This is a genomic window from Sneathiella marina (genome assembly GCF_023746535.1).
Classification (GTDB): Bacteria; Pseudomonadota; Alphaproteobacteria; order Sneathiellales; family Sneathiellaceae; genus Sneathiella; species Sneathiella marina.
This window is the reverse complement of sequence record NZ_CP098747.1, coordinates 2,500,233-2,520,766: the sequence shown is the minus strand read 5'-3', so window position 1 is coordinate 2,520,766 and position 20,534 is coordinate 2,500,233. Positions and strand designations below refer to the sequence as shown.

Annotated in this window: 20 protein-coding genes; 17 read left to right on the top strand and 3 right to left on the bottom strand. The window is 48.0% G+C overall.

The genetic code is table 11. The features are described 5' to 3' along the window. Nucleotides 1–34 precede the first annotated feature (34 nt). From NBZ79_RS11955 to scpB, 6 genes are read left to right on the top strand one after another with little or no spacing between them, the layout of a single operon-like run. A complete protein-coding gene (locus tag NBZ79_RS11955; protein WP_251932661.1) occupies nucleotides 35–1,048 on the top strand; it encodes a DALR anticodon-binding domain-containing protein in 1,014 nt (337 codons plus the stop codon). After that, nucleotides 1,048–1,851, top strand: a complete 804-nt coding sequence (locus NBZ79_RS11950) for an SPOR domain-containing protein (protein ID WP_251932660.1) — start codon at nucleotides 1,048–1,050, stop codon at nucleotides 1,849–1,851. The genes NBZ79_RS11955 and NBZ79_RS11950 overlap by 1 nt, the downstream gene beginning before the upstream one ends. Further along, nucleotides 1,838–2,872: a beta-N-acetylhexosaminidase gene (gene nagZ / locus NBZ79_RS11945; protein ID WP_251932659.1), complete on the top strand. Its 1,035-nt coding sequence runs from the start codon at nucleotides 1,838–1,840 to the stop codon at nucleotides 2,870–2,872. Before NBZ79_RS11950 ends, nagZ begins: the two co-directional genes overlap by 14 nt. 6 nt (nucleotides 2,873–2,878) lie before the next feature. After that, nucleotides 2,879–3,568: a site-2 protease family protein gene (locus tag NBZ79_RS11940; RefSeq protein ID WP_420854611.1), complete on the top strand. Its 690-nt coding sequence runs from the start codon at nucleotides 2,879–2,881 to the stop codon at nucleotides 3,566–3,568. A 9-nt stretch (nucleotides 3,569–3,577) separates the two neighbouring features. Next, entirely contained in the window at nucleotides 3,578–4,372 is a 795-nt protein-coding gene (locus NBZ79_RS11935; RefSeq protein ID WP_251932657.1) for a segregation and condensation protein A, read from the top strand. Beyond that, entirely contained in the window at nucleotides 4,369–4,989 is a 621-nt protein-coding gene (gene scpB, locus NBZ79_RS11930; protein ID WP_251932656.1) for an SMC-Scp complex subunit ScpB, read from the top strand. Before NBZ79_RS11935 ends, scpB begins: the two co-directional genes overlap by 4 nt. Here scpB and NBZ79_RS11925 read toward each other — a convergent pair. After that, a complete protein-coding gene (locus NBZ79_RS11925) occupies nucleotides 4,986–8,015 on the bottom strand; it encodes an ATP-binding protein (RefSeq protein ID WP_251932655.1) in 3,030 nt (1,009 codons plus the stop codon). The two genes, scpB and NBZ79_RS11925, sit on opposite strands and share 4 nt — an antisense overlap. 243 nt (nucleotides 8,016–8,258) lie before the next feature. Between NBZ79_RS11925 and NBZ79_RS11920 the strand changes: the two genes are divergently transcribed. The 9 genes from NBZ79_RS11920 (at nucleotide 8,259) to NBZ79_RS11880 (ending at nucleotide 16,959) form a co-directional block, all read left to right on the top strand. Continuing rightward, on the top strand, nucleotides 8,259–9,980 hold the full coding sequence (locus NBZ79_RS11920) for an ABC transporter permease (RefSeq protein WP_251932654.1): 1,722 nt from the start codon (nucleotides 8,259–8,261) through the stop codon (nucleotides 9,978–9,980). Beyond that, nucleotides 9,977–11,023, top strand: coding sequence for an ABC transporter ATP-binding protein (locus tag NBZ79_RS11915; RefSeq protein WP_251932653.1), 1,047 nt, complete (start codon nucleotides 9,977–9,979; stop codon nucleotides 11,021–11,023). The genes NBZ79_RS11920 and NBZ79_RS11915 overlap by 4 nt, the downstream gene beginning before the upstream one ends. A gap of 188 nt (nucleotides 11,024–11,211) precedes the next feature. Further along, complete coding sequence (tatA, locus tag NBZ79_RS11910; protein ID WP_251932652.1) at nucleotides 11,212–11,445, top strand: twin-arginine translocase TatA/TatE family subunit; 234 nt, start codon at nucleotides 11,212–11,214, stop codon at nucleotides 11,443–11,445. A gap of 51 nt (nucleotides 11,446–11,496) precedes the next feature. Further along, nucleotides 11,497–11,997 (top strand): Sec-independent protein translocase protein TatB, encoded by a 501-nt coding sequence (gene tatB, locus NBZ79_RS11905; RefSeq protein ID WP_251932651.1) that lies wholly within the window; start codon nucleotides 11,497–11,499, stop codon nucleotides 11,995–11,997. Next, on the top strand, nucleotides 11,994–12,869 hold the full coding sequence (gene tatC / locus NBZ79_RS11900) for a twin-arginine translocase subunit TatC (RefSeq protein WP_251932650.1): 876 nt from the start codon (nucleotides 11,994–11,996) through the stop codon (nucleotides 12,867–12,869). The genes tatB and tatC overlap by 4 nt, the downstream gene beginning before the upstream one ends. A 137-nt stretch (nucleotides 12,870–13,006) precedes the next feature. Beyond that, entirely contained in the window at nucleotides 13,007–14,278 is a 1,272-nt protein-coding gene (gene serS, locus NBZ79_RS11895; RefSeq protein WP_251932649.1) for a serine--tRNA ligase, read from the top strand. 26 nt (nucleotides 14,279–14,304) lie between these two features. After that, the gene (surE, locus tag NBZ79_RS11890; protein WP_251932648.1) at nucleotides 14,305–15,060 is read left to right on the top strand and encodes a 5'/3'-nucleotidase SurE; all 756 of its coding nucleotides are present in this window, start codon (nucleotides 14,305–14,307) and stop codon (nucleotides 15,058–15,060) included. A 32-nt stretch (nucleotides 15,061–15,092) separates the two neighbouring features. Beyond that, complete coding sequence (locus tag NBZ79_RS11885; protein ID WP_420854610.1) at nucleotides 15,093–15,704, top strand: protein-L-isoaspartate(D-aspartate) O-methyltransferase; 612 nt, start codon at nucleotides 15,093–15,095, stop codon at nucleotides 15,702–15,704. Between the two features lie 454 nt (nucleotides 15,705–16,158). After that, a complete protein-coding gene (locus NBZ79_RS11880; RefSeq protein ID WP_251932646.1) occupies nucleotides 16,159–16,959 on the top strand; it encodes a murein hydrolase activator EnvC family protein in 801 nt (266 codons plus the stop codon). A 28-nt stretch (nucleotides 16,960–16,987) separates the two neighbouring features. On the opposite strand, the gene NBZ79_RS11875 is transcribed toward NBZ79_RS11880, so the two are convergent. Continuing rightward, the gene (locus NBZ79_RS11875) at nucleotides 16,988–17,398 is read right to left on the bottom strand and encodes a PaaI family thioesterase (RefSeq protein WP_251932645.1); all 411 of its coding nucleotides are present in this window, start codon (nucleotides 17,396–17,398) and stop codon (nucleotides 16,988–16,990) included. A gap of 92 nt (nucleotides 17,399–17,490) precedes the next feature. Next, the gene (locus NBZ79_RS11870; protein WP_251932644.1) at nucleotides 17,491–18,348 is read right to left on the bottom strand and encodes an ATP-binding protein; all 858 of its coding nucleotides are present in this window, start codon (nucleotides 18,346–18,348) and stop codon (nucleotides 17,491–17,493) included. A gap of 238 nt (nucleotides 18,349–18,586) precedes the next feature. Here NBZ79_RS11870 and yajC point away from each other — a divergent pair, with 238 nt between their 5' ends. Together yajC and secD are read left to right on the top strand one after the other, a co-directional pair. Further along, complete coding sequence (yajC, locus tag NBZ79_RS11865; protein ID WP_251932643.1) at nucleotides 18,587–18,934, top strand: preprotein translocase subunit YajC; 348 nt, start codon at nucleotides 18,587–18,589, stop codon at nucleotides 18,932–18,934. A 12-nt stretch (nucleotides 18,935–18,946) separates the two neighbouring features. Then, nucleotides 18,947–20,530: a protein translocase subunit SecD gene (gene secD, locus NBZ79_RS11860; RefSeq protein WP_251932642.1), complete on the top strand. Its 1,584-nt coding sequence runs from the start codon at nucleotides 18,947–18,949 to the stop codon at nucleotides 20,528–20,530. Nucleotides 20,531–20,534 lie beyond the last annotated feature (4 nt).

The window sequence follows — 20,534 nt, the reverse complement described above, 5'->3', positions numbered from 1 at the left end:
GTCAATTTTTGCCGTTTAAAAAGTTAGTGATTTTATGTCTTTGAGCTATTTATTCCATGCCAGAAAGGCGCTTTTTCAGGCGATAAATGAGCTTGAAGATTTGGATAATCTGCAAAAGCAGCAGATTTATCGAGAGGTTTCCTTAAAGCCTCCGAAAAACACGGGCTGGGGCGATCTTTGTACAAACATCATTATCTTGCTGAAATCAAAGGAATATATAATAGATTTCAACGCAGAGGATCGATTTATTAAAGCTTTTTCTGAGCTTCCCGGACTGGACACTGCGGTTCTTGCAGAAAGTGGATATATCAATCTTAAATATGGGAATGCCATCTGGCAAAACGGCGTTACAGAAATTCTTGAAAAAGATGAAAAATATGGACTGGATCCGGACAATCAGGAAATTTCAATAGAATTTCCCAATATAGTCAATGATTTGACAAGTGCCCGGTTACATGTGAATGCGAAAAGCCTGCGGTCTGTGGCGGGTTTGACAGGATGGTCCTTTGATGAACGAGCAGAAGTTGAACGAGAACCGTTTGGCTTTCCTCTTGAGACTGCCATTGCCAGATGCGGCAAGTCTCAGACAGATTTTGCTTTGATTGCAAATCCGCCAGCGTTTATCGACGCATTCAGCCCCATTTTGGCCATAGATAAGACTTATGATAATCCCGTATTTTGCATTCCCTATGCGCGTAGGTTCCTGATGAAGTTGCTGGATCGCGCGAAAGCAATTGAGGAAACGGCAGCAGATATGTCCGTCTTAAGTTTGCCCATAGAAGTAAAATTGGCAAAATTACTATGTGGATGGCCAATGGCTGTGGAAAAAACTTGGCGTAAAAGGGATGTTTTTTATCTCATTGCTTTCCTGCAGGACGTTTCCTTGCTATTTTTCCGTCTGGTTGAAGAGAGGCGCCCAATCTCATCGGAATATTTGCGGACTGAGCCGGCAGTATTGGCGCGTTTGCTTTTGTTAAGCGCAACTAAAAAGATACTGGATCAAGGGTTAGACATTCTTGATCTCCAATCGACAGAGGAGTTTGTCTAGTGAGTAATAACGATTTTCCTGATGATGACTATTATGATGGGGATGACGATCGGGGAATGAGTAAGGGTAAATGGATTGGCGCTATTTTGGCGATCCTGATTGTCGCCGGGTTTGGCGTCGGTATTTGGTATGCCTATGACCAGGGCGTCAAAAAAGGAGTGCAATTGGCGCCTCCGATCATCAGCGCGGATACGTCGCCGGTGAAGGAAAAGCCAGATGAGCCCGGCGGAATGGATATTCCGCATCAGGACAAGCAAGTTTTCGGCGTATTGAAATCCGGTGAGGAACAGGAAAAAGTTGAAAAACTGATGCCGCCTCTCGAAGAATCAACTGACGATCCTGCGCCGGAGGAGAGCGTTGCGACGACAGAGCCTGATACGGCTGCCAAAGCTGATGATGCCCCGGCAGAAAAGCTGATTGAGAAATCACCTGAAGCTGTTGCGGATAAACCGGCTGTTGTCGAACCACCCAAACCGGTTCAGTTACCGGAGAAGACTGTTGCGGCGAAAAAACCGGAACCTGTAGCAAAAGCGCCAACGACAAGTACAAGCGGTGTCCGCTATCGTGTGCAGCTCGGCTCTTTCCGGAATAAAGAAGCTGCTGAAAAACAATGGACGACCTTAAAAGGTAAGTTTGCGTCACTTCTTGGTAACGTTAGTTACCGTGTACAGGATATTGATGTTAAGGATAAAGGGACCTTTCATCGCCTGCAGGCTGGTGCATATGAAAATAAGTCAAACGCCAACAAGCTTTGTGAATCCCTAAAAGCGAAAAAGCAGGATTGCCTCGTTGTCAGCAGATAAACTTCGCAACTGTAAATCCTTGATACTGGGATGTGCCGGACTGCAGCTCAGCGATATGGAAATCGATTTTTTCGCTGAGCAGCAGCCATATGGGTTTATTCTGTTTGCGCGGAATGTCGATACGCCCGAACAGGTCAAACACCTTACCCAGCAACTAAGATCTTCAGTAGGGCGCCCGGATGCGCCGGTGCTTATGGATCAGGAGGGCGGGCGGGTACAGCGGATGCGGTCCCCGCATTGGTTTGATGCTCGGCCCTTCGGATTCTTCGGGGCGCTTTACAAATCGGATCCTGAACTTGCACGTGAAGCCCTCGCTCTGACAACGCGGTTAATCGCCGCTGACTTGCTTTCAGTTGGGGTAAATGTCGATTGCACGCCATGCCTGGACTTATTGTTGCCTGAAACGGCGGCTGCCATTGGCGATCGTGCATTTACCGACAATCCGGCTGTTGTCGCGGAACTTGGAGCATTGGTTGCAGAAGAAATGATTCAAGCCGGAATTCTTCCGGTAATAAAACATATGCCGGGTCATGGCCGCGGAACCGTCGACAGCCATCATGAATTACCGTTGGTCACCTTGTCCCGCGAGGCACTCGGTGAAACGGATTTTATCCCGTTTAAAGCACTGGCGCATTTACCCTGGGGAATGACTAGCCATATCGTTTTTGATCAGATTGACCCGGAATTTCCAGCAACGCAATCGGCGAAGGTAATTGAGGAGATTATCAGAGGTGATATAGGGTTTGAGGGATTGTTATTGACGGATGATCTGAATATGAATGCCTTGTCCGGGACACTTGCCGACAGAGCGGCTCGCGCGCTGCAGGCAGGCGTCGATATTGTTCTTCACTGCTCAGGAAAAATGCCGGAAATGCAGGAAGTTGCACCGGCCTGCTCCAATTTGAGTGAAAAATCGCTCTCCCGGATTGCGGCAACTAATCTGGTTTTTGACCACGTTCAGGATTCTCTTGATCCGGTGGCGGATTTGGCTCGATTGGATAGTTTGCTGGCTGAAAGTTAAGGATTGATTGTGGATTTCGGAGAGATTTTATACAACATTTCGATATGGATTGTTCCCGCGCTTGTGGCGATTACGCTTCATGAGGCCGCGCACGGTTTCGTTGCCTGGAAGCTTGGCGATGACACGGCAAAACGGCAAGGGCGAGTGACTTTTAACCCACTCAAGCATATTGATCCCATGGGAACGATCATAATTCCGGGAATGCTACTTTTGCTGAAGGCTCCGTTTTTGTTTGGATACGCGAAACCGGTGCCCGTAAATTTTGGCCGTTTGGGAAGCCCGCGGCGGGATATGGTCTGGGTAGCTCTTGCTGGGCCGGCCATGAATTTCATTTTAGCCTTTGTATTTGCATTGGGATACCATGTGCTGGATTTCTTTCCAGTAGATGTCGCGCAGTGGCTTGCAGATAACTTTAGAAATGCAATTATTCTCAATGTTGTATTGGGTGTTTTTAATCTTCTGCCGTTACCGCCGTTGGACGGAGGCCGGGTTGCTGTCGGAATTTTACCCAATGCGCTCGCAATTCCGCTTGCGAAGTTGGAACGATACGGGTTTTTGATCCTGATTGGCGCAATTTTTATTTTACCCTTGATTTTCCGCCAATTCGGAAGTGACTTCAATCCTGTGAGCTGGTTGTTGAATGAGCCTATAGGCTATGTCGTCAATCTCATTGCCAATCTAGCCGGCCTGAAGTAACCTTTTTAGATGGTGGACAAGGGTTCTTTCGAAAAATCGGGAAAAGAAAATCCAGATGTCATTCCTCTTCCAACAAGCTCTCTTGTGGTGGATCTGGACGGGTATGAAGGGCCGCTGGATGTGCTGCTTGTACTGGCGCGCGACCAGAAAGTCGACCTCCTCAAAATCTCCATTCTCGAACTGGCAGAGCAATATCTCAGCTTTGTCGAGAAAATGCGACAATTACGTCTTGAAGTCGCAGCGGATTATCTGGTGATGGCGGCGTGGCTGGCTTATTTGAAGTCGCGGCTTTTACTGCCCGCCCAGGAAGATGATGGACCCACCGGAGAAGAGCTCGCTGATCGGTTGGCATTCCAGTTGAAGAAGTTGGAAGCAATGAGAAAAGCGACTGAAGAGCTTATGAACGGGTCAATTGTAGGCCGGGATCAGATGCAGCGGGGTCAGCCCGAAGGTGTCCGTATCATACGTCATTCCAAATTCGAATGCAGTTTGCGCGACTTGTTACAGGCTTACGCGGATCAGGAGGCACGAAAAGGAGTTTCCGATCCATTACGCTTGATGCGTGATGCTGTTTACTCGGTCGAAGCGGCTATGGAGCGGCTGGAGAATATGCTTGGGAAGCTGCCTGAATGGACGAACCTCATGTCATACTTACCAAATAATTTGACAGACCCATTTCGACAAAGGTCAGCTCAAGCCTCTACATTGTTGGCTAGTTTGCAAATGGCGAAAGAAGGGCACCTGGAAATTCGTCAATCCACTGTTTTCGGACCCATTGAGATCAAGAAGAAGGGCAGCACATGAGCATTGATCCGGAACATGTAAGAATGGCGGAAGCTTTATTGTTTGCCGCGAGCGAACCTCTGGACGAGAAAACCCTCGCGGCCCGCCTGCCGGAAGGCGCGGAAATTGGTGCCATTTTACAAACGATTCAGGAACATTATCAGCATCGCGGTGTTAATCTGACACGCCTCGCTGGGAAATGGACGTTCTTAACAGCACCTGATTTATCGTGGATGTTGGAAGAGGAACGACAGACAACCCGACGATTGAGCCGGGCTGCGCTCGAGACTTTGGCGATTATTGCCTATCATCAGCCAGCGACGCGTGCAGAGATCGAGGAAATTAGAGGTGTTGGCCTTAGCAGGGGAACGATGGATGTTCTATTCGAAGCTGGATGGATCAGGCCGCGCGGGCGCCGCCGCACTCCCGGCCGGCCAGTAACTTATGGCATAACAGAGGAATTTCTCATTCATTTTGGTTTGGATGATATCAAAGACCTTCCGGGATTTGATGAATTAAAGGCCGCTGGTTTGTTGGATTCTGAGCCTTCCGGTATCTTCAGTCATTTATCCAAGGAAAACCTGGATGGCGAGAGGGAAGATGATCAGGATGAGTTAGACCCTGAAGAGGAGTTTTAGGCGGTATCCCGCAACTGCAATTCACTGATGCGCGCCCACCAGTCGAGGGTTTCCTGAATTATATCTTCGAGCTTGGGCAGAAGCGCCTTAACTTCTTTCGTTTTTTCAGCACGATCCTCAATATCTGCGGCGGCGAGAGCCAGTCGGACAGCACACATGGAAGAACTCATTCCTCGAATAGCATGGGCGGCGGAACGAATATCGTCCTTGTTTTTTTCATCAATTGCGGTTTTCAGTCGATCGATATTTTCAACCAGCGAGTCCGGGATTTGATGCAGTAGGTCGAGGATAGTCTCCCGGCCGAGCTGATCACATAACTCCAGGAACTTCTGTTCATCGCCAAGGGCTGGCTGTACAAGTTCCAATGATACTCGCCTGTCTTCGTCTGAAATCGATTTTCCGGATTTCGCAGCTTCGAGGACTTTGTCCATTGTTGAAAGTAGCCTTGGCAAATCGATGGGCTTTGTTTCTACAGCATTCATTCCGGCTTCATAATAACGTGGTAAATGTTCTTTCATTGCATCGGCCGTAATGGCGATAATAGGTAGATTGGCGATCGAGCTGCCGCTGGCTCTGATTGTTCTTGTCGCTTCCGGTCCATCCATCACGGGCATACGTACATCGAACAAGGCGAGGTCATACTCGCCAGCCAGAGCTGCCTCTACTGCCTTCTTTCCATTATCGACGACAAATGTACTATGACCAGCCTGGCTGAGGAGGGCAGTGATTAAGATCTGATTGACGGTATTATCTTCAGCCAGAAGAATCTTTAGATTTTCCTTGCTTGCTGAAATTCCGATTGCGGGGGGTTCGTCGACGGGTGTAACGTCTTTGATCGCATGCCGCAAGGGAATGGTGAACCAAAAGGTACTGCCTTTGCCAAGTTCGCTTTCAACGCCGATTTCACCTTCCATCAACTCAACCAATTGCTTACAGATTGATAACCCGAGACCGGATCCGCCGTATTGTTGAACGGTTGAGGCGTCCGCTTGCTCAAATCGTTGAAACAGGCGTTGCTGATGTTCATGTGAAATACCGATTCCATTATCTGTAACTTCGAAGCGTAATCTATCGCTCTTCCCAGGGCTCGTGAGCCGAGTGGCAAGGAGTGTAATCGCACCGGTTTCGGTAAATTTTATTGAGTTGGTCACGAGATTTGTTAAGATCTGGCGAAGCCGAACGGCATCAATGTTGATACCCGTTGGCAGGTTCTCTTCGGGTGTGTAGACCAAAGACAGTTTTTTCTGTTTCGCCCGATCATTCAATAAACTCAAACTGCTTTCAATGAGCTCGGGCAAATAGATGTCCGAGTTGCTCAGCTCGAACTTACCGGCATCGAGCTTGGACTGATCGAGAATGTCATTGAGAATTGTCAATAGTATTTCGCCGGAACTCCGAATAGTTTGAGCTTGCTTTCTTTGATCGGCGGTCAGGTCCTCCATCAACAGAAGATCCGCCATACCGAGTATCCCGGTCATTGGTGTTCGAATTTCATGACTCATTGTGGCGAGAAAATCAGATTTGCTTTTCTCCCCCAATTCAGCTTTATCCCGGAGTGACTTTTGCTCTTCTGCAAGCGCAACAAGTTCGGAAGCTTGTTTCTCAAGCTGACGATGTGAATATTCAACTTCCTGAAGCTGTGTCGCGAGTTCTTCCTTGCTTCGCTGAAGGTCTTTTTGGACTTCCCGTCGGTATGTAATGTCTTGATAGGCGCCAAACAGCCGAATGACTTTCCCCTCCTGAATTTCACATTGGCCGCGCACACGCGCCCATTTGTGCCGGCCTTGGGCGGTAATAATGGGAACTTCCAGATCCCAGCCTTCGCCGGTCTTTTTTGCGTGCTCTACGGCTTCCATAACCGTTTCACGGGCTTCAGGAGCGTAAAATTTAAAAGAGGATGCCGGGGTGAGATCAAAATCATCGTCAACTTCATGAATATGGTAGGTAGCGGTACTCCATCTGAGTTCATTGGTACGTAAATCAACTTCCCAGCCACCTATGATCGCCAACGATCCAACTTCGTCTAACAGATTTTTCTGCTTTTGTAGTTTTTCCTCTACTTCTCGGCGTGCGGACAGTTCTTGCTGAAGTGTATTTGTTCTCGTTTCGACACGTTTTTGCAAAGATCGTGTCCACAAAAGCATACCAACGACGATGATGAGAAGGGCCGTAGACATGAGTCCAAAGATAAACTCTGGTGTCCACATTGTTTCCCGAGTATTCAAACTGATCCAGCGTTGCTGGATTTCCTGGCTTTCTGCCTCAGTTATTGCATCCAGGCCTTTTTGTAGGATAGCTGTTAAAAGCGGCCAATCTTTCCGGTTTGCGAGGGCCCATTTGTAGTAGTATCCAGAATTTCCAGCAACCCGAATATTGCCGATACCTGCTGTTTCAGCATAACGGGCAGCCGTGGCAATATTACCAACGAAGGCACCAATTTCACCAAAGGATAGTTTTTGTAAGCCTGTTTCCACATCTGGCACCAATATGACCTGAAGGTGTGGATAGGAATTGATGATGAAATCATGAACCGCATATCCTTCGACGACTGCAACACGCATACCGTCAAGGCTTTCAAGCGTCAAATTGTCCTTTTCGCTATCGTCACGAACCATTATTACGGCGGGTACTTTCAGGTAGGGTTCGGTGAAAAGCATGTATTCTGCACGTTGAGGTGTTTCGACGGCAGCTGTCCACACATCAATTTCTTGATTTTTGGCCTTTTCTATAGACGCATTCCAGTTATCAAGACGCTCAATTTGAAATGAAATGCCGAGCTTTTTCTCGAGAAGGCGGAGGTAGTCTGCTGCGATGCCATGGAAATTACCATCGTCATCAAAATACTCAATCGGTGAGAACGTCGGATCTGGCCCGATACGAATGGTAGGGTGATGGGAAAGCCAATCTGCTTCTTCTGTTGTGAAATGAACCTCTGTGCCATCCTTGGCAAAGACTATATTTTGTCCGGCAAGGGACAGGAGGCCAGTCGCCACAAGACACATACAAAAAAATCTATAGAATCTCATTATCATTTACCTGCCACAACAATCCCTCCTTAACTTCTATAAATTTAGGTCAATTGTATTAACAAATAGTCTACGGAATGGCATGGGTGTTCGGTATCGTGGGATTTTCCATAAATGACTTCATGTAGAAAAAAGTCAAAATGTCACGTTGCTCATTGCCATTAAGAATGATTATTATTTACAGCAATACGCAATCGCCCTAATGATAACGACTTTGACGCAGTAGGATAAAAGGAACATTCATTGACAATTTTTGATGCAGATAAAACCGTGTTGATTTCTCGTAAGGGAAATGGGCGTGGAACTGTATCTGTCACAACCTGGTTTTCGTTTCTTGTAGCTCTGATAATTTCTATTCCGATCCTTGTTGTGTTTGGATTTATATTTGTACCCTCCGGGGATATTTGGTCACATCTGGCAGCCACAGTCTTGCCGACATATTTGATGAATACGTTAGGGCTTGCAGCTGGTGTATCTGTTCTTGTGCTATCGATTGGTGTCGGGAGCGCCTGGTTGGTTACCATGTGTGATTTTCCTGGCCGTAATCTGTTCACCTGGGCTCTATTTCTACCGCTCGCAATGCCAGCCTATATTATTGCTTATACTTATACGGGCATGCTTGATTTTTCGGGACCGTTTCAATCTTTTCTACGGGAGTTTTTCGATTGGTCACGGCAGGATTACTGGTTCCCGCCCATACGTAGCCTCGGCGGGGCTATCGTTATGCTCGGCTTAGTGCTTTATCCTTATGTATATCTTGTAAGTCGCATGGCATTTTTGGAGCAATCGATTTGTGCGCTTGAGGTCGGCAGAACACTAGGGCGTGGTCCTTGGCGGGTGTTTTTTTCCATAGCAATTCCCTTGGCCAGGCCAGCGATTGTAACGGGCCTGGCGCTTGCCTTGATGGAAACACTGAGTGATTTTGGCACAGTTCAGTATTTCGCTATAGATACTTTTACGACCGGTATTTATCGCACCTGGTTCGGGTTAGGCGAGCCAGCAGCTGCAGCGCAGCTGGCTGCAATTCTGATGGTTTTTGTATTTGCGTTGATACTGTTGGAACGGCTGAACCGCGGATCAAAAAAATATCACCACACCACAGGTAGATACCAAAAGATTACAAGATTCAGATTACAAGGCATACGTATGTATGTCGCGATTTTAGCCTGCTGCCTGCCGGTTTTTTTGGGTTTTCTTTTGCCAACCGGATGGCTCATAAAAGACAGTGTTGTGCATTTTGATGAAATTTTTAATCGTCACTTTCCAATTCTGGTTTTCAACAGTGTGGGGGTCGCTATTCTTGCGGCCGTGTTTTCACTTGTTCTTGCCATATTGCTGATTTACGGATTGCGCCGGGAAAGCCGTTCATCACAGAAAGTAAAGCGGACAGCAATTCGGATAGCTTCTATGGGTTACGCTATTCCAGGACCTGTTCTTGCAATAGGTGTTCTTCTTCCTTTTGGTTTTATAGATAACAGCATTGACCAATGGACGCGGGCGACTTTGGGCTATTCTACTGGTCTTTTATTGAGCGGTACCATGGTAGCCCTGCTTTTTGCATATGTTGTCCGATTTTTAGCTGTCGCTTTGAATACTGTAGAAGCTAGCGTCGATACAATAACGCCAAATATGGATCGCGCTGCGAAAACCATGGGGGTGACAGGCATAAAGGCAATGTTCCGGGTTCATCTTCCGATTATTTCCGGAAGCTTGATGACAGCTTTATTACTTGTATTTGTGGATGTGTTGAAAGAGCTGCCAGCGACCCTGGTGCTGCGCCCATTTGGGTTTGACACCTTGGCTGTACGTGCATATGAAATGGCGACGGATGAACAGCTGGCTGCTGCGGCAGGACCTTCTCTGGCGATTGTGGTTGCCGGCATTATTCCAGTTATCGTATTAAGTCGCGCTATTGCGAAATCCCGTCCGGGCCAAAAAGGCTCGCTTCGAAACGAGCTAAAATGAGTAATCTGGTCTTTGAAAATGTGCGACATAGCTATAGTCGGGCCTATTCCGTTGATATCAATCACTTGGAAGTGGGAGCAGGAAAACTTGTTTGCCTGCTGGGACCGTCTGGTTGTGGAAAATCAACAACACTGAGGCTGGCTGCAGGTTTGGAGAGCCCAACAGAAGGTAAGATCCTGATCAAGGATGAGGTGATGGCGGATGATGAGATTTTCGTCGGGCCGGAAGACCGGCGGGTCGGTCTCGTATTTCAGGATTATGCTTTATTTCCACATTTATCCGTTCAGGGTAATGTGGCTTTCGGTTTGTCTCACCTTTCAGCGCCTGAACGGCGATCTCAGTCGTTACATATGCTCGAAACAGTTGGCATGAGCGACTCTGCGGAAAAATACCCCCACATGCTCTCTGGCGGGGAGCAACAACGTGTTGCGCTAGCACGTGCCTTGGCGCCAAATCCCAGAATAATATTGATGGACGAGCCTTTTTCCGGCCTGGATGTGGTGTTACGAAATCATGTTCGGGATGAAACGCAGACTCTCCTCAAGGAAATGGGGACAACTGTTTTAATGGTCACGCATGATCCGGAAGAGGCGATGCGGATGGCGGACGAAATTGTCTTAATGCAAAAAGGCAAGATTATTCAGCAAGGTTCTGCAGGTGATTTGTACAATAATCCCGTGAACGAATTTGTCGCATCCTTCCTCGGAGATGTGAATCATGTCCCTGCCGGGCGGCAGGGAAATCATTTATCGACCGTTCTTGGTACTATCCCAGTTCCCGAAAAATTGTTGGGTAAAATCGCGAAAAAAATTCTTGTGCGTCCGGAAGCGATCCGGTTTGTATCCGAGGCAACGCCTGAAAACCCGGTCAGTGAAGTTCTAAATGCCCGAAATTTAGGTGCTTTTTCCCTTGTTGAGCTTGGGTTTCCGGATGGATCGAAGGTAACGGCCAGAGTGGCGACCTTGCAGACACCCAAAGTTGGCGAAAGCTGCGCCATTTCTCTAAATTTAGATCAGGTTTTTGTATTCGCAGACGAAGCTTGATAAGAAAAATCCCTGATTCCCGTGTGAAACTGAAATAAAATGTCGTATAAACACCATTAGACCGTTATATAGGGCCTAGGAAGGTCGCACAGGATAAATAAAAATAAGCCGGCATAAGGCTAAATTATCCCGCAGCGGTAAATTGCATTTATTTACAGATTCTCGAAATGAGAACAGGAGCTTGAGTTATGAGTATTGGTCCATGGCAGATTATATTGATCCTTGTCATTGTGCTCATCATTTTTGGAGCAGGGAAACTACCTCGTGTCGCCGGAGATTTGGCGAAAGGTATTAAAAACTTCAAGAGTGGAATGAACGAAGATAATCAGGCGGAGAAATCCGAAGAAGATCCTGAAAAGATTGAGGCTTCGGCAAGCACTAGCGAAAAGGCCGAAGAAAAAGACAAGGCAGCACAAGGCTGAATTCCTTGTGCATTTGTAAATATGTTTTCCAAAGTGATTGAGTGGTAAGCCATGTTTGATATTGGCTGGGCAGAAATGATGTTCGTGGTAATTATCGCGGTGCTGGTTATCGGCCCGAAAGATTTGCCGCGTGCGATTGCCACAATTGGGAAATACGTTCGCAAAGCTCGATCTATGGCGCGCGACTTCCAATCCGGTATTGATGATCTTGCAAAAGAGACAGAGCTCGATGAAATCAAGAAAGATTTACAGCAATCCACGGATTTTAATCTGAAAAAGCAAATTGAAGATGCGGTAGACCCAACAGGTAGTCATGAAAATATGTTCGATGATGTCAAACCGCAGATCCGCGATCCTCGCTTAAGCGAAAACAATTACTCCAATCCGATGGGGGAGAGTGAAGAAGCTGTTGTTAAGACGGCCACGGAGTCGGCTGCGGAGACGCCCGTCGAGACAGATGGCGCGACCGTGGACGGTGATGCCGCCGAGAACAGCATTGGCGCGACGGTTAAGCGGGATAACACAAGCAAACCGGAAACCAAAGTCTCGTGAGTGATACGGACGTAGAAGATAGCAAAGCTCCCTTAATGGAGCATCTCATCGAGTTTCGTAACCGGCTGGTTTATTCCGTTGTTGCCTTGCTCGTGGCTTTTATCCTTTGCTACATTATTTCTGAAGATTTGTTTGCCTTTCTTGTGGAACCGCTTGTTGAGGCGATGGGAGACGATATCGAAGGTCGGCGAATGATATTTACCGGCCTGCATGAAGCCTTTTTTACCTATATTAAAATCGCCTTCTTTTGCGCCCTGTTCATTTCTTTTCCTGTTATTGCCACACAAATATGGATCTTTGTTGCGCCGGGTTTGTATAAAAATGAGAAAAAAGCGTTTTTACCCTTTCTTGTCGTGACGCCGTTGCTTTTCTTTGCCGGTGGGGCACTGGCCTACGAAATCGTGATGCCTTTGGCCTGGAAATTCCTTTTGAGCTTCGAAAGTAGTGGCGAAGCAACAATGTATGCCCGGGCTTTCACAGCATTAGTTGAGGAGTTTCCGAAATTGGCAAACTTCCTGCCGACGCCTGCTGAACCTATGTCACTCCCGATCCAGTCGGAAACCAGGGTGAGTGAGTATCTCAGTCTGTCCATGAAGTTGATATTCGCCTTCGGCTTATGTTTCCAGTTGCCGGTACTCCTTACACTGCTTGGGCGTGTTGGAATTGTCTCCTCTGCAGGACTTAAAGCAAAATTCAAATATTCAATTGTCTTTGCCTTTATTGCGGCGGCAGTACTGACACCACCAGACCCTTTGAGCCAAATCACCTTGGCGGTTCCGATAATTTTCCTGTATGCAATTTCCATTGTTAGTGTCCGCATGGTGGAGAAAAAACGGGAAGCCCGTGAAGCTTTGGAAGATAACGAAGACTAACTTCCAGCTAAGTGTGGAAACTAGGGCACAAAAAAGCCATAAATAAAGCCGTGATGTGAAAGCCCACTGGACTGCAGGCGGTCACGCGCTTATACAACATAAAATCCTACGTTTTTTAGAACCGAAATGACGAAGAAATGCTCGATTTAAAATGGATCAGGGAAAATCCCGGTGCACTGGATGCCGCAATGGTCCGTCGCAATGTTGCGCCGGTTTCTGCAGAATTGATTGTGCTCGATACCCAGCGGCGAAAAGTACAAACTGACTTGCAGGAAATACAAGCTCGCCGAAATGAAGCAGCAAAAGCCATCGGTAAAGCCAAATCACAAGGCGAAGATGCGAACGCGCTCATTAAGGAAGTGGCGGATCTGAAGTCGTCTGTTCAAGTACTCGAAGGGCAGGAACGGGATCTGAACGAGAAAATGGAGGCGGCTCTGTCCGTTCTTCCCAATATACTGAAAGACGATGTGCCGGAAGGCCAAAGCGACGAAGACAATACGGAGCTTCGCGTTGTTGGAGACAAACCGGAATTTAATTTTACGCCAAAAGAGCATTATGAGCTTGGCGATGCCCTTGGCATGATGGATTTTGAAACAGCCGCGAAAATGTCCGGATCCCGCTTTGTTGTCACCAGCGGATTGATTGCCCGCCTGGAACGGGCGTTGGCTGCTTTCATGATTGATATGCATACTTCGGAGAAAGGCTATCTGGAAGTATCTCCGCCTGTAATGGTTCGAAAAGATGCGTTATACGGAACCGGCCAGCTCCCTAAATTTGAAGAAGATCTGTATAAAACCAGTGATGATCAATATATGATCCCGACAGCAGAGGTTTCTTTAACCAACATTGTTCGGGAAAGTATTCTGGACGAGGCAGATCTTCCCAAACGCTATACAGCCCACACGTTATGCTTCCGTTCAGAGGCCGGTTCGGCTGGTAAAGACACGGCGGGCATGTTACGCCAGCATCAGTTTGCCAAGGTCGAGATGGTTTCTATTACAACGCCGGATCAGTCTGATGCGGAGCATGAGCGTATGACCGAATGTGCCGAAGAGGTTTTGAAGCGTCTTGGCTTGTCTTATCGTGTAGTGGTGCTCTGTAACGGTGATACCGGGTTTGGGGCACGCAAGACCTATGACCTGGAAGTTTGGTTGCCGGGACAGCAGGCGTATCGTGAAATTTCGAGCTGTTCAACATGTGGTGATTTTCAAGCGCGCCGTATGAAGGCCAGATACCGGCCCGAAGGGGGGAAAGGCAATCTCTTTGTTCATACCCTGAACGGATCAGGTCTTGCCGTCGGCAGGACATTAATTGCCGTCATGGAAAATTATCAGCAGGCAGACGGGGCGATTGCTGTTCCTGATGTTTTGGTCCCTTATATGGGCGGCGTAACGCGAATAGAAAAATAAGAACAATAAACATAAAGGATAAGAAGTTGCGTATTTTACTGAGCAACGATGACGGTTTCGATGCCCCTGGTATGGAAATATTAAGACGGATTGCCGAGGCCCTCTCTGACGATATTTATGTTGTTGCCCCGGCAAAAGAGCAAAGCGGGGCCTCCCGGTCGCTTACGCTGCATGATCCGCTGCGTATCAACAAATTCTCCGATCGGGAATATTCTGTTGAAGGCACACCGACGGATTGCGTGATGATGGCCATGAACTATCTGTTTAAGGACAAGCAGCCTGATCTGATTCTGTCCGGCGTCAACAGGGGCGGGAACCTTGGTGAAGACGTGCTTTACTCCGGAACCGTTGCTGCCGCCAGTGAAGGAACACTGCTCGGTGTTCGTTCTGTTGCAATCAGTCAGTGCATTCTGGATGCAGAGGTCATCCATTGGGATACGGCGGGTGACATGGCGCCTCAGATTATTAGTAAGCTTCTGGAAACGCCTTGGGGCGATGATGTGTTGATGAATATCAATTTTCCTGCGGTATCCAAGGATGATGTGAGTGCCGTCAAGCTTACTTCGCAGGGAAAAAGGGACCTTTCCAACTTATCCATTGACGACCGTGTCGATGCGCGGGGCAGGGACTATTTCTGGCTCGGCTACCGGCCATCATTTGGCGATCCCCCTGTTGGGACGGATTTACGGGCCGTGGTTAGCCAGGAAGTATCCGTAACCCCATTGAAGCTTAATCTTACAGAGCAACAGCTCGCAACCCGCCTTTCCAAGGTTTTCGAGTGAACGATAATCCTGCCTTAAAAATTCGCCTGATCATGGAGCTTCGGCGCCAGGGGATCAGCAATACGGACGTTCTGTCAGCGATAGAACGCGTTCCGCGCGAAGTGTTTGTACCGGCGACATTCCGTGACCGTGCATATGAGAATATTGCCTTGCCGATCGCTAGCGGTCAGACGATCAGCCAGCCGTATATTGTTGCTTATATGACCCAAATACTGGATCTGGATAAGCGGCGCAAGATTCTGGAGATCGGGACCGGCTCGGGATATCAAACTGCAATATTGGCGCGGCTTTGCCGACGGGTTTACACGATTGAGCGGCATAGAAATCTTCTGCAGGGGTCAGAGGAATTGTTCAAAGAGTTGAAAATCACCAATATTACGTCGAAAGTTGGAGATGGCCATAAAGGATGGCAGGAACAAGAGCCGTTTGATCGGATCTTGGTGACGGCCGCGGCAGAAGAAATTCCGCAAAATCTTCTGGATCAACTTGGCAATGACGGAATAATGATCCTCCCGGTTGGTAAGGATCCGGCTGACCAGCATATCATCAAGATTTCCAAGAACGACAAGGGTGAAGTCTCCGAAGAGGTGATGTTACCCGTTAGATTCGTGCCAATGGTTCAAGGGGTTGCGGAAGAGTCTTAATTCTTCACAACATTTGGTATTGGTTTAAATCTATTGTTAATCATGCCGAAATATGCTTAATATTGAACGCATGATGGCGTGGAATCTAAATCTTTTTGTTCGCGTAGCCTCTAGTTGCGTACTTTCTCTGGTGTTATCTGGGTGTTTGTATAATACCTATTTGCCAACCAGTGGCTCTACACGGACATATGCCGCCCCACAAAAAACGACAACATCGGTTGTGTCCGCCGGTTTTACGATGCCGTCCGATTTCTCGCCCTACTATCAAAATTTGTCTTATCATTTTGTGACTGTGAACCGGGGAGACACGCTCTCAAAAGTAGCTGCCCGTCAAAATGTACCAATAAAGTCGATTGTTACTTTGAATAATATGCGGTCGCCATACACTATTTATCCCGGCCAGCAACTTAAGGTGCCTGCATTTAGAACGCATTCGGTTCGGCCAGGAGAAACGTTGTATGCCATATCCCGGGTATATGACGTGGAAATGCCGGAAGTAGCCCATTATAACTTCCTGGCATCACCTTATACGTTGATGCCGGGTACAAACCTGCAGATCCCCATGAAAAACAGGGGGCAGGTGCAGGTGGCTTCGGCAAATCAAGCATTTGTACCGCAGCCGAAGACATCCCTGACGGTCCAACCCTTGAAAACCGTTGTGATCAATTCTTCGCCAAAAGTCGTCCCATTGCCATCAACAGAAACTGTTGCGGTAGCTCCAAAACAGCCACCAAAAACATTCAAGCCTGCACCTGCATCCAAATCAGCTGCCAAGCCGGCGGTGCCAGCATCTCAGGACACTGCCTTTCAAGTGGCGAAGCTTGATATTCCGCCTGTTCCACGCCGCCGTTATAGTGTGAAAGACTTGCCCCAGCGAAGTGGGAAGTCGTTTGCCTGGCCGGTCAAAGGCAAGGTGATTTCATGGTATGGTAAAAAAGACTCTGGTTATCATAATGACGGGGTAAATATCCGGGTTAAAGAAGGAACGCCAATTCGGGCGTCGGAAAATGGCGTCGTGTCCTATGTCGGAAACGAAATGCGGTCCTTTGGCAACTTGTTGCTGGTTTCCCATGCAGACGGATATGTTACGGCATATGGCCATACGAAAAAATCAGCGGTTTCCAAAGGAGAGGCCGTTAAAAAAGGCGACATAATTGCCTATGCCGGATCTTCCGGGAATGTCACTGAAAGCCAGTTGCATTTCGAAATTCGCAAGAAAGGCCGGGCCGTAAATCCCACCAAATATCTAAAGTGAGTTGCCTAACAAGGCTGTGCAGACCCGCCTAATCTCTTGGACGCAGCACAGTCTGTGTTTGCGTAACCTTCGCAACCAGTTTGTCGTTATTTCTGATTTCAGTTTCTATGACAATTGTCGACGATCCGACATGCAAGGGACGCGATGTGGCAATGACCTGACCACCGCGAATAGCTCCTAGAAAATTAGTCTTCGATTCAATCGTTGATGTTCCAACAGCGCCGTCAGGCAAATTAGCCATTGCCGCGGCACCACCTGCAGAATCTGCTAGCGCCATGACTGTACCGCCATGCAGCATGTCATTGCTTGTGCAAAGTCCTGTCGACCAATCGAGCCAGAGGATAACTTCGCCTGCGTCGAGTTTTTCCGCATGAATGCCCATCGTTTCACATAGAGGCATTTTCTGTCGAATATAAGCTGTTAGGTCTGTTGTCTTCATTTGCGACGGCTCCTTCCAAATCAACATCGAGCAGGTTAGTGACTGGGGAAAGAAAAGCAATTACCCGAGAGATAAGTGCTTAACCTCATTCGTCACTCGATGATTGTGCCTGTTCGTCCCGCTATATCCTGAATATACTGCCAGGCAACCCTGCCGGACCTGGACCCCCGTGTTCGTGTCCATTCAATAGCTTCTGCTGTAAATTCCTCTTCAGAAATCGGGATATTGTAATGGGCAAGATAGCCTCGAATCATATCCAGGTATTCGTCCTGAGAGCAGCTGTGGAAACCAAGCCAAAGTCCAAATCGGTCGGAAAGGGACACCTTTTCTTCTATTGCTTCTGAGGGCATGATTGCAGTAGAGCGTTCATTTTCAATCATGTCCCGCCGCATCATGTGACGTCGGTTCGACGTCGCATAAAAAATAACATTAGAAGGGCGCCCTTCAAGCCCGCCGTCGAGGACAGTTTTGAGGGATTTATATGTAGAATCGTCACTGTCGAAGGACAAGTCATCACAGAACAAGACACAACGGCGTTCCGTTTTTTGAAGAACCTGCATGAGGAGCGGCAAAGAGGGAATGTCTTCGCGGTGGATCTCAACCAGAACCAGGGAATGATCCAATTGCTGATTGACCAACGCATGGGCAGCTTTTACCAGTGAACTCTTACCCATACCGCGCGCGCCCCATAAAAGTGCGTTATTGGCCGGTAATCCCTTGGCAAATCGTAATGTATTTTCCAGCAGTATGTCCTTCACACGGTCAATACCCTGCAGCATGGACATCCCTACATGATTGACTTTTGGGATCAGTCTTAGACTATTACTTTCCGCCTGCCAGACAAAGGCATCTCCGGCCTCAATATCCGGTTCGCTTCGTGCCGGGGGCGCTAGCCGTTCAAGACTGTCAGCAATACGGTTTAACTGCTCGAGAATTTTTTCTTCACTCATGATGACCAATTGAAAAAGGAAAACAAAAACCCAAATTACGGTATGGAAACTATAAATGCCAGCGCTGGCAAGAATGTACAAGGCCTTCCCGCATAAATTCTTGGCCGTCAATTATGGCTCAAAGATAGATTGCGGCTTGCATTGAGGCCTAAGAACACTATAAAAGTCGTTCTGGAATTTTAAGGGTAGGGCGGTTATCGCTGCATCCGTATTTTAAATGGATCAAAGGACCTGAGTTATGGACCAAGGAATTATGCAAATTATGCCGCTCGTGTTGATCGGTGTCGTCTTCTACTTTCTTCTTATTCGCCCTCAGCAAAAACGGGCCAAAGATCACAAGGCCATGGTAGAAGCCGTGAGCCGCGGTGACAATGTGGTAACGGCTGGCGGCATTATGGGCAAGGTAACCAAAGTTCGTGACGATAATGTCGTACAGATCGAAGTTGCGCCGGAAGTTAAAATCAACGTCATCAAGTCAACGTTGACGGACGTTAAAGGCAAAGTGGACCCCGCAGCTGCGGCACCTTCGGGTGACAAAGGCGACAGCTCAAGCGGTGGCGGTTTGTCTAAATTGTTTAAGAAATAGCGGCGTTAGAGCATGCTTAAATTTCCGACGTGGAAGATTATCGTCGTCGCCTTCGTTTGCGCATTCGGTATTCTGTACACACTTCCAAATTTCGTTAGCAAATCAGCTCTTGAGAATCTGCCCGATTGGGTGCCTTCAAAACAGGTAAATCTTGGTCTCGACTTACAAGGTGGCTCGCATTTGCTGCTGCAAGTGGATGCGGATGTTGTAACGGCGAAAATGATGGATAGTCTCGTTGACGCTGTGAGAGACAGTTTGCGTGAACAGGGAGATAACGTCGGGTACAAGAACCTGAAACACGAAAACAATGTTGTTTCGTTTGTTCTTCGGGATATGGCAGATGAAGACAAAGCCCGTGAGCGGTTGTCCGTATTGTCGAATATCATGCCGAATGGGCAGCGGGACAACGTCCTTAGTATTGATGATGACGGGACTGCGACCCTGACGCCAAGCGATCAATCGATTACACAGCGCATCAGCTCAGCGGTGGATCAATCGATTGAAATTGTTCGGCGCCGGGTTGATGAAACAGGTGTAAATGAGCCGGCTATTCAGCGTCAGGGACCGGACCGGGTCTTGGTACAATTGCCAGGAGTAGATGATCCGGACCGGATTAAGCGTCTGCTTGGTGAGACAGCGCAGCTTACTTTCCATTTGGTGGATGTATCTGCAACCAACGTTTCAGGCGGTCGAGTCCCTCCAGGATCAAAACGTCTTCGATCAGTCGAGGAAGGTGATCCCTCTTATATCGTAAAAAATCGCGTTATGGTCTCAGGTGAGAATCTAGAGGATGCTCAGGCAACCTTTCAGAACGGCCAGCCAGTTGTATCTATCCGTTTTGACGGACTGGGAGCGAAGCAGTTTGGTCGAGCGACTTCTGACAATGTTGGCCGACCCTTTGCAATTGTGCTGGACAATGAGGTTGTTAGTGCACCGCGTATTAACGAACCGATTTTAGGTGGGAGCGCAGTTATTAGCGGCGGTTTCAATGTTCAAGGAGCACAGGATCTCGCGTTGCTACTAAGGGCAGGGGCGCTACCGGCACCTTTGACAATACTTGAAGAACGGTCAGTCGGCCCGGATCTGGGCGCAGATTCCATCGCCGCCGGTAAAGTAGCAGGTATCATTGGAATTGTGGCCGTGGCCTTCTTCATGATCGCAACCTACGGGCTATTCGGGCTGGTGGCTAATGCGGCCCTTGCAATGAATATGTTTCTGATTATGGCGGTTTTATCAATCCTCGGCGCGACACTGACTTTACCGGGTATCGCGGGTATCGTCTTGACCATCGGCATGGCGGTTGACGCCAATGTTCTGATTTTTGAACGAATACGTGAAGAGTTGAGAACTGGCAAGACGCCTTTCAATGCTGTAGAATCTGGCTTTAACCGTGCCTTCACGACGATTATAGATGCGAATGTGACCACGGGTATTGCTGCGACAATCCTCTTTGTTATGGGGTCAGGTCCGGTCAAGGGATTCGCGGTCACCTTGCTGATCGGTATCATCAGCTCCATGTTTACGGCAATTATGCTTTCGCGCATGCTGATATCCTTCTGGATGCAGCGTAAGCGGCCAAAGACTTTAGAAATATAGGAGC

Bases quoted from the DNA above. Each gene is read 5' to 3' on its own strand.
- NBZ79_RS11955 (WP_251932661.1), top strand. From the start codon at position 35: ATGTCTTTGAGCTATTTATTCCATGCCAGAAAGGCGCTTTTTCAGGCG.
- NBZ79_RS11935 (WP_251932657.1), top strand. From the start codon at position 3,578: ATGGTGGACAAGGGTTCTTTCGAAAAATCGGGAAAAGAAAATCCAGAT.
- scpB (WP_251932656.1), top strand. From the start codon at position 4,369: ATGAGCATTGATCCGGAACATGTAAGAATGGCGGAAGCTTTATTGTTT.
- NBZ79_RS11925 (WP_251932655.1), bottom strand. From the start codon at position 8,015: ATGAGATTCTATAGATTTTTTTGTATGTGTCTTGTGGCGACTGGCCTC.
- NBZ79_RS11915 (WP_251932653.1), top strand. From the start codon at position 9,977: ATGAGTAATCTGGTCTTTGAAAATGTGCGACATAGCTATAGTCGGGCC.
- tatA (WP_251932652.1), top strand. From the start codon at position 11,212: ATGAGTATTGGTCCATGGCAGATTATATTGATCCTTGTCATTGTGCTC.
- tatB (WP_251932651.1), top strand. From the start codon at position 11,497: ATGTTTGATATTGGCTGGGCAGAAATGATGTTCGTGGTAATTATCGCG.
- serS (WP_251932649.1), top strand. From the start codon at position 13,007: ATGCTCGATTTAAAATGGATCAGGGAAAATCCCGGTGCACTGGATGCC.
- NBZ79_RS11885 (WP_420854610.1), top strand. From the start codon at position 15,093: ATGGAGCTTCGGCGCCAGGGGATCAGCAATACGGACGTTCTGTCAGCG.
- NBZ79_RS11875 (WP_251932645.1), bottom strand. From the start codon at position 17,398: ATGAAGACAACAGACCTAACAGCTTATATTCGACAGAAAATGCCTCTA.
- NBZ79_RS11870 (WP_251932644.1), bottom strand. From the start codon at position 18,348: ATGAGTGAAGAAAAAATTCTCGAGCAGTTAAACCGTATTGCTGACAGT.
- yajC (WP_251932643.1), top strand. From the start codon at position 18,587: ATGGACCAAGGAATTATGCAAATTATGCCGCTCGTGTTGATCGGTGTC.
- secD (WP_251932642.1), top strand. From the start codon at position 18,947: ATGCTTAAATTTCCGACGTGGAAGATTATCGTCGTCGCCTTCGTTTGC.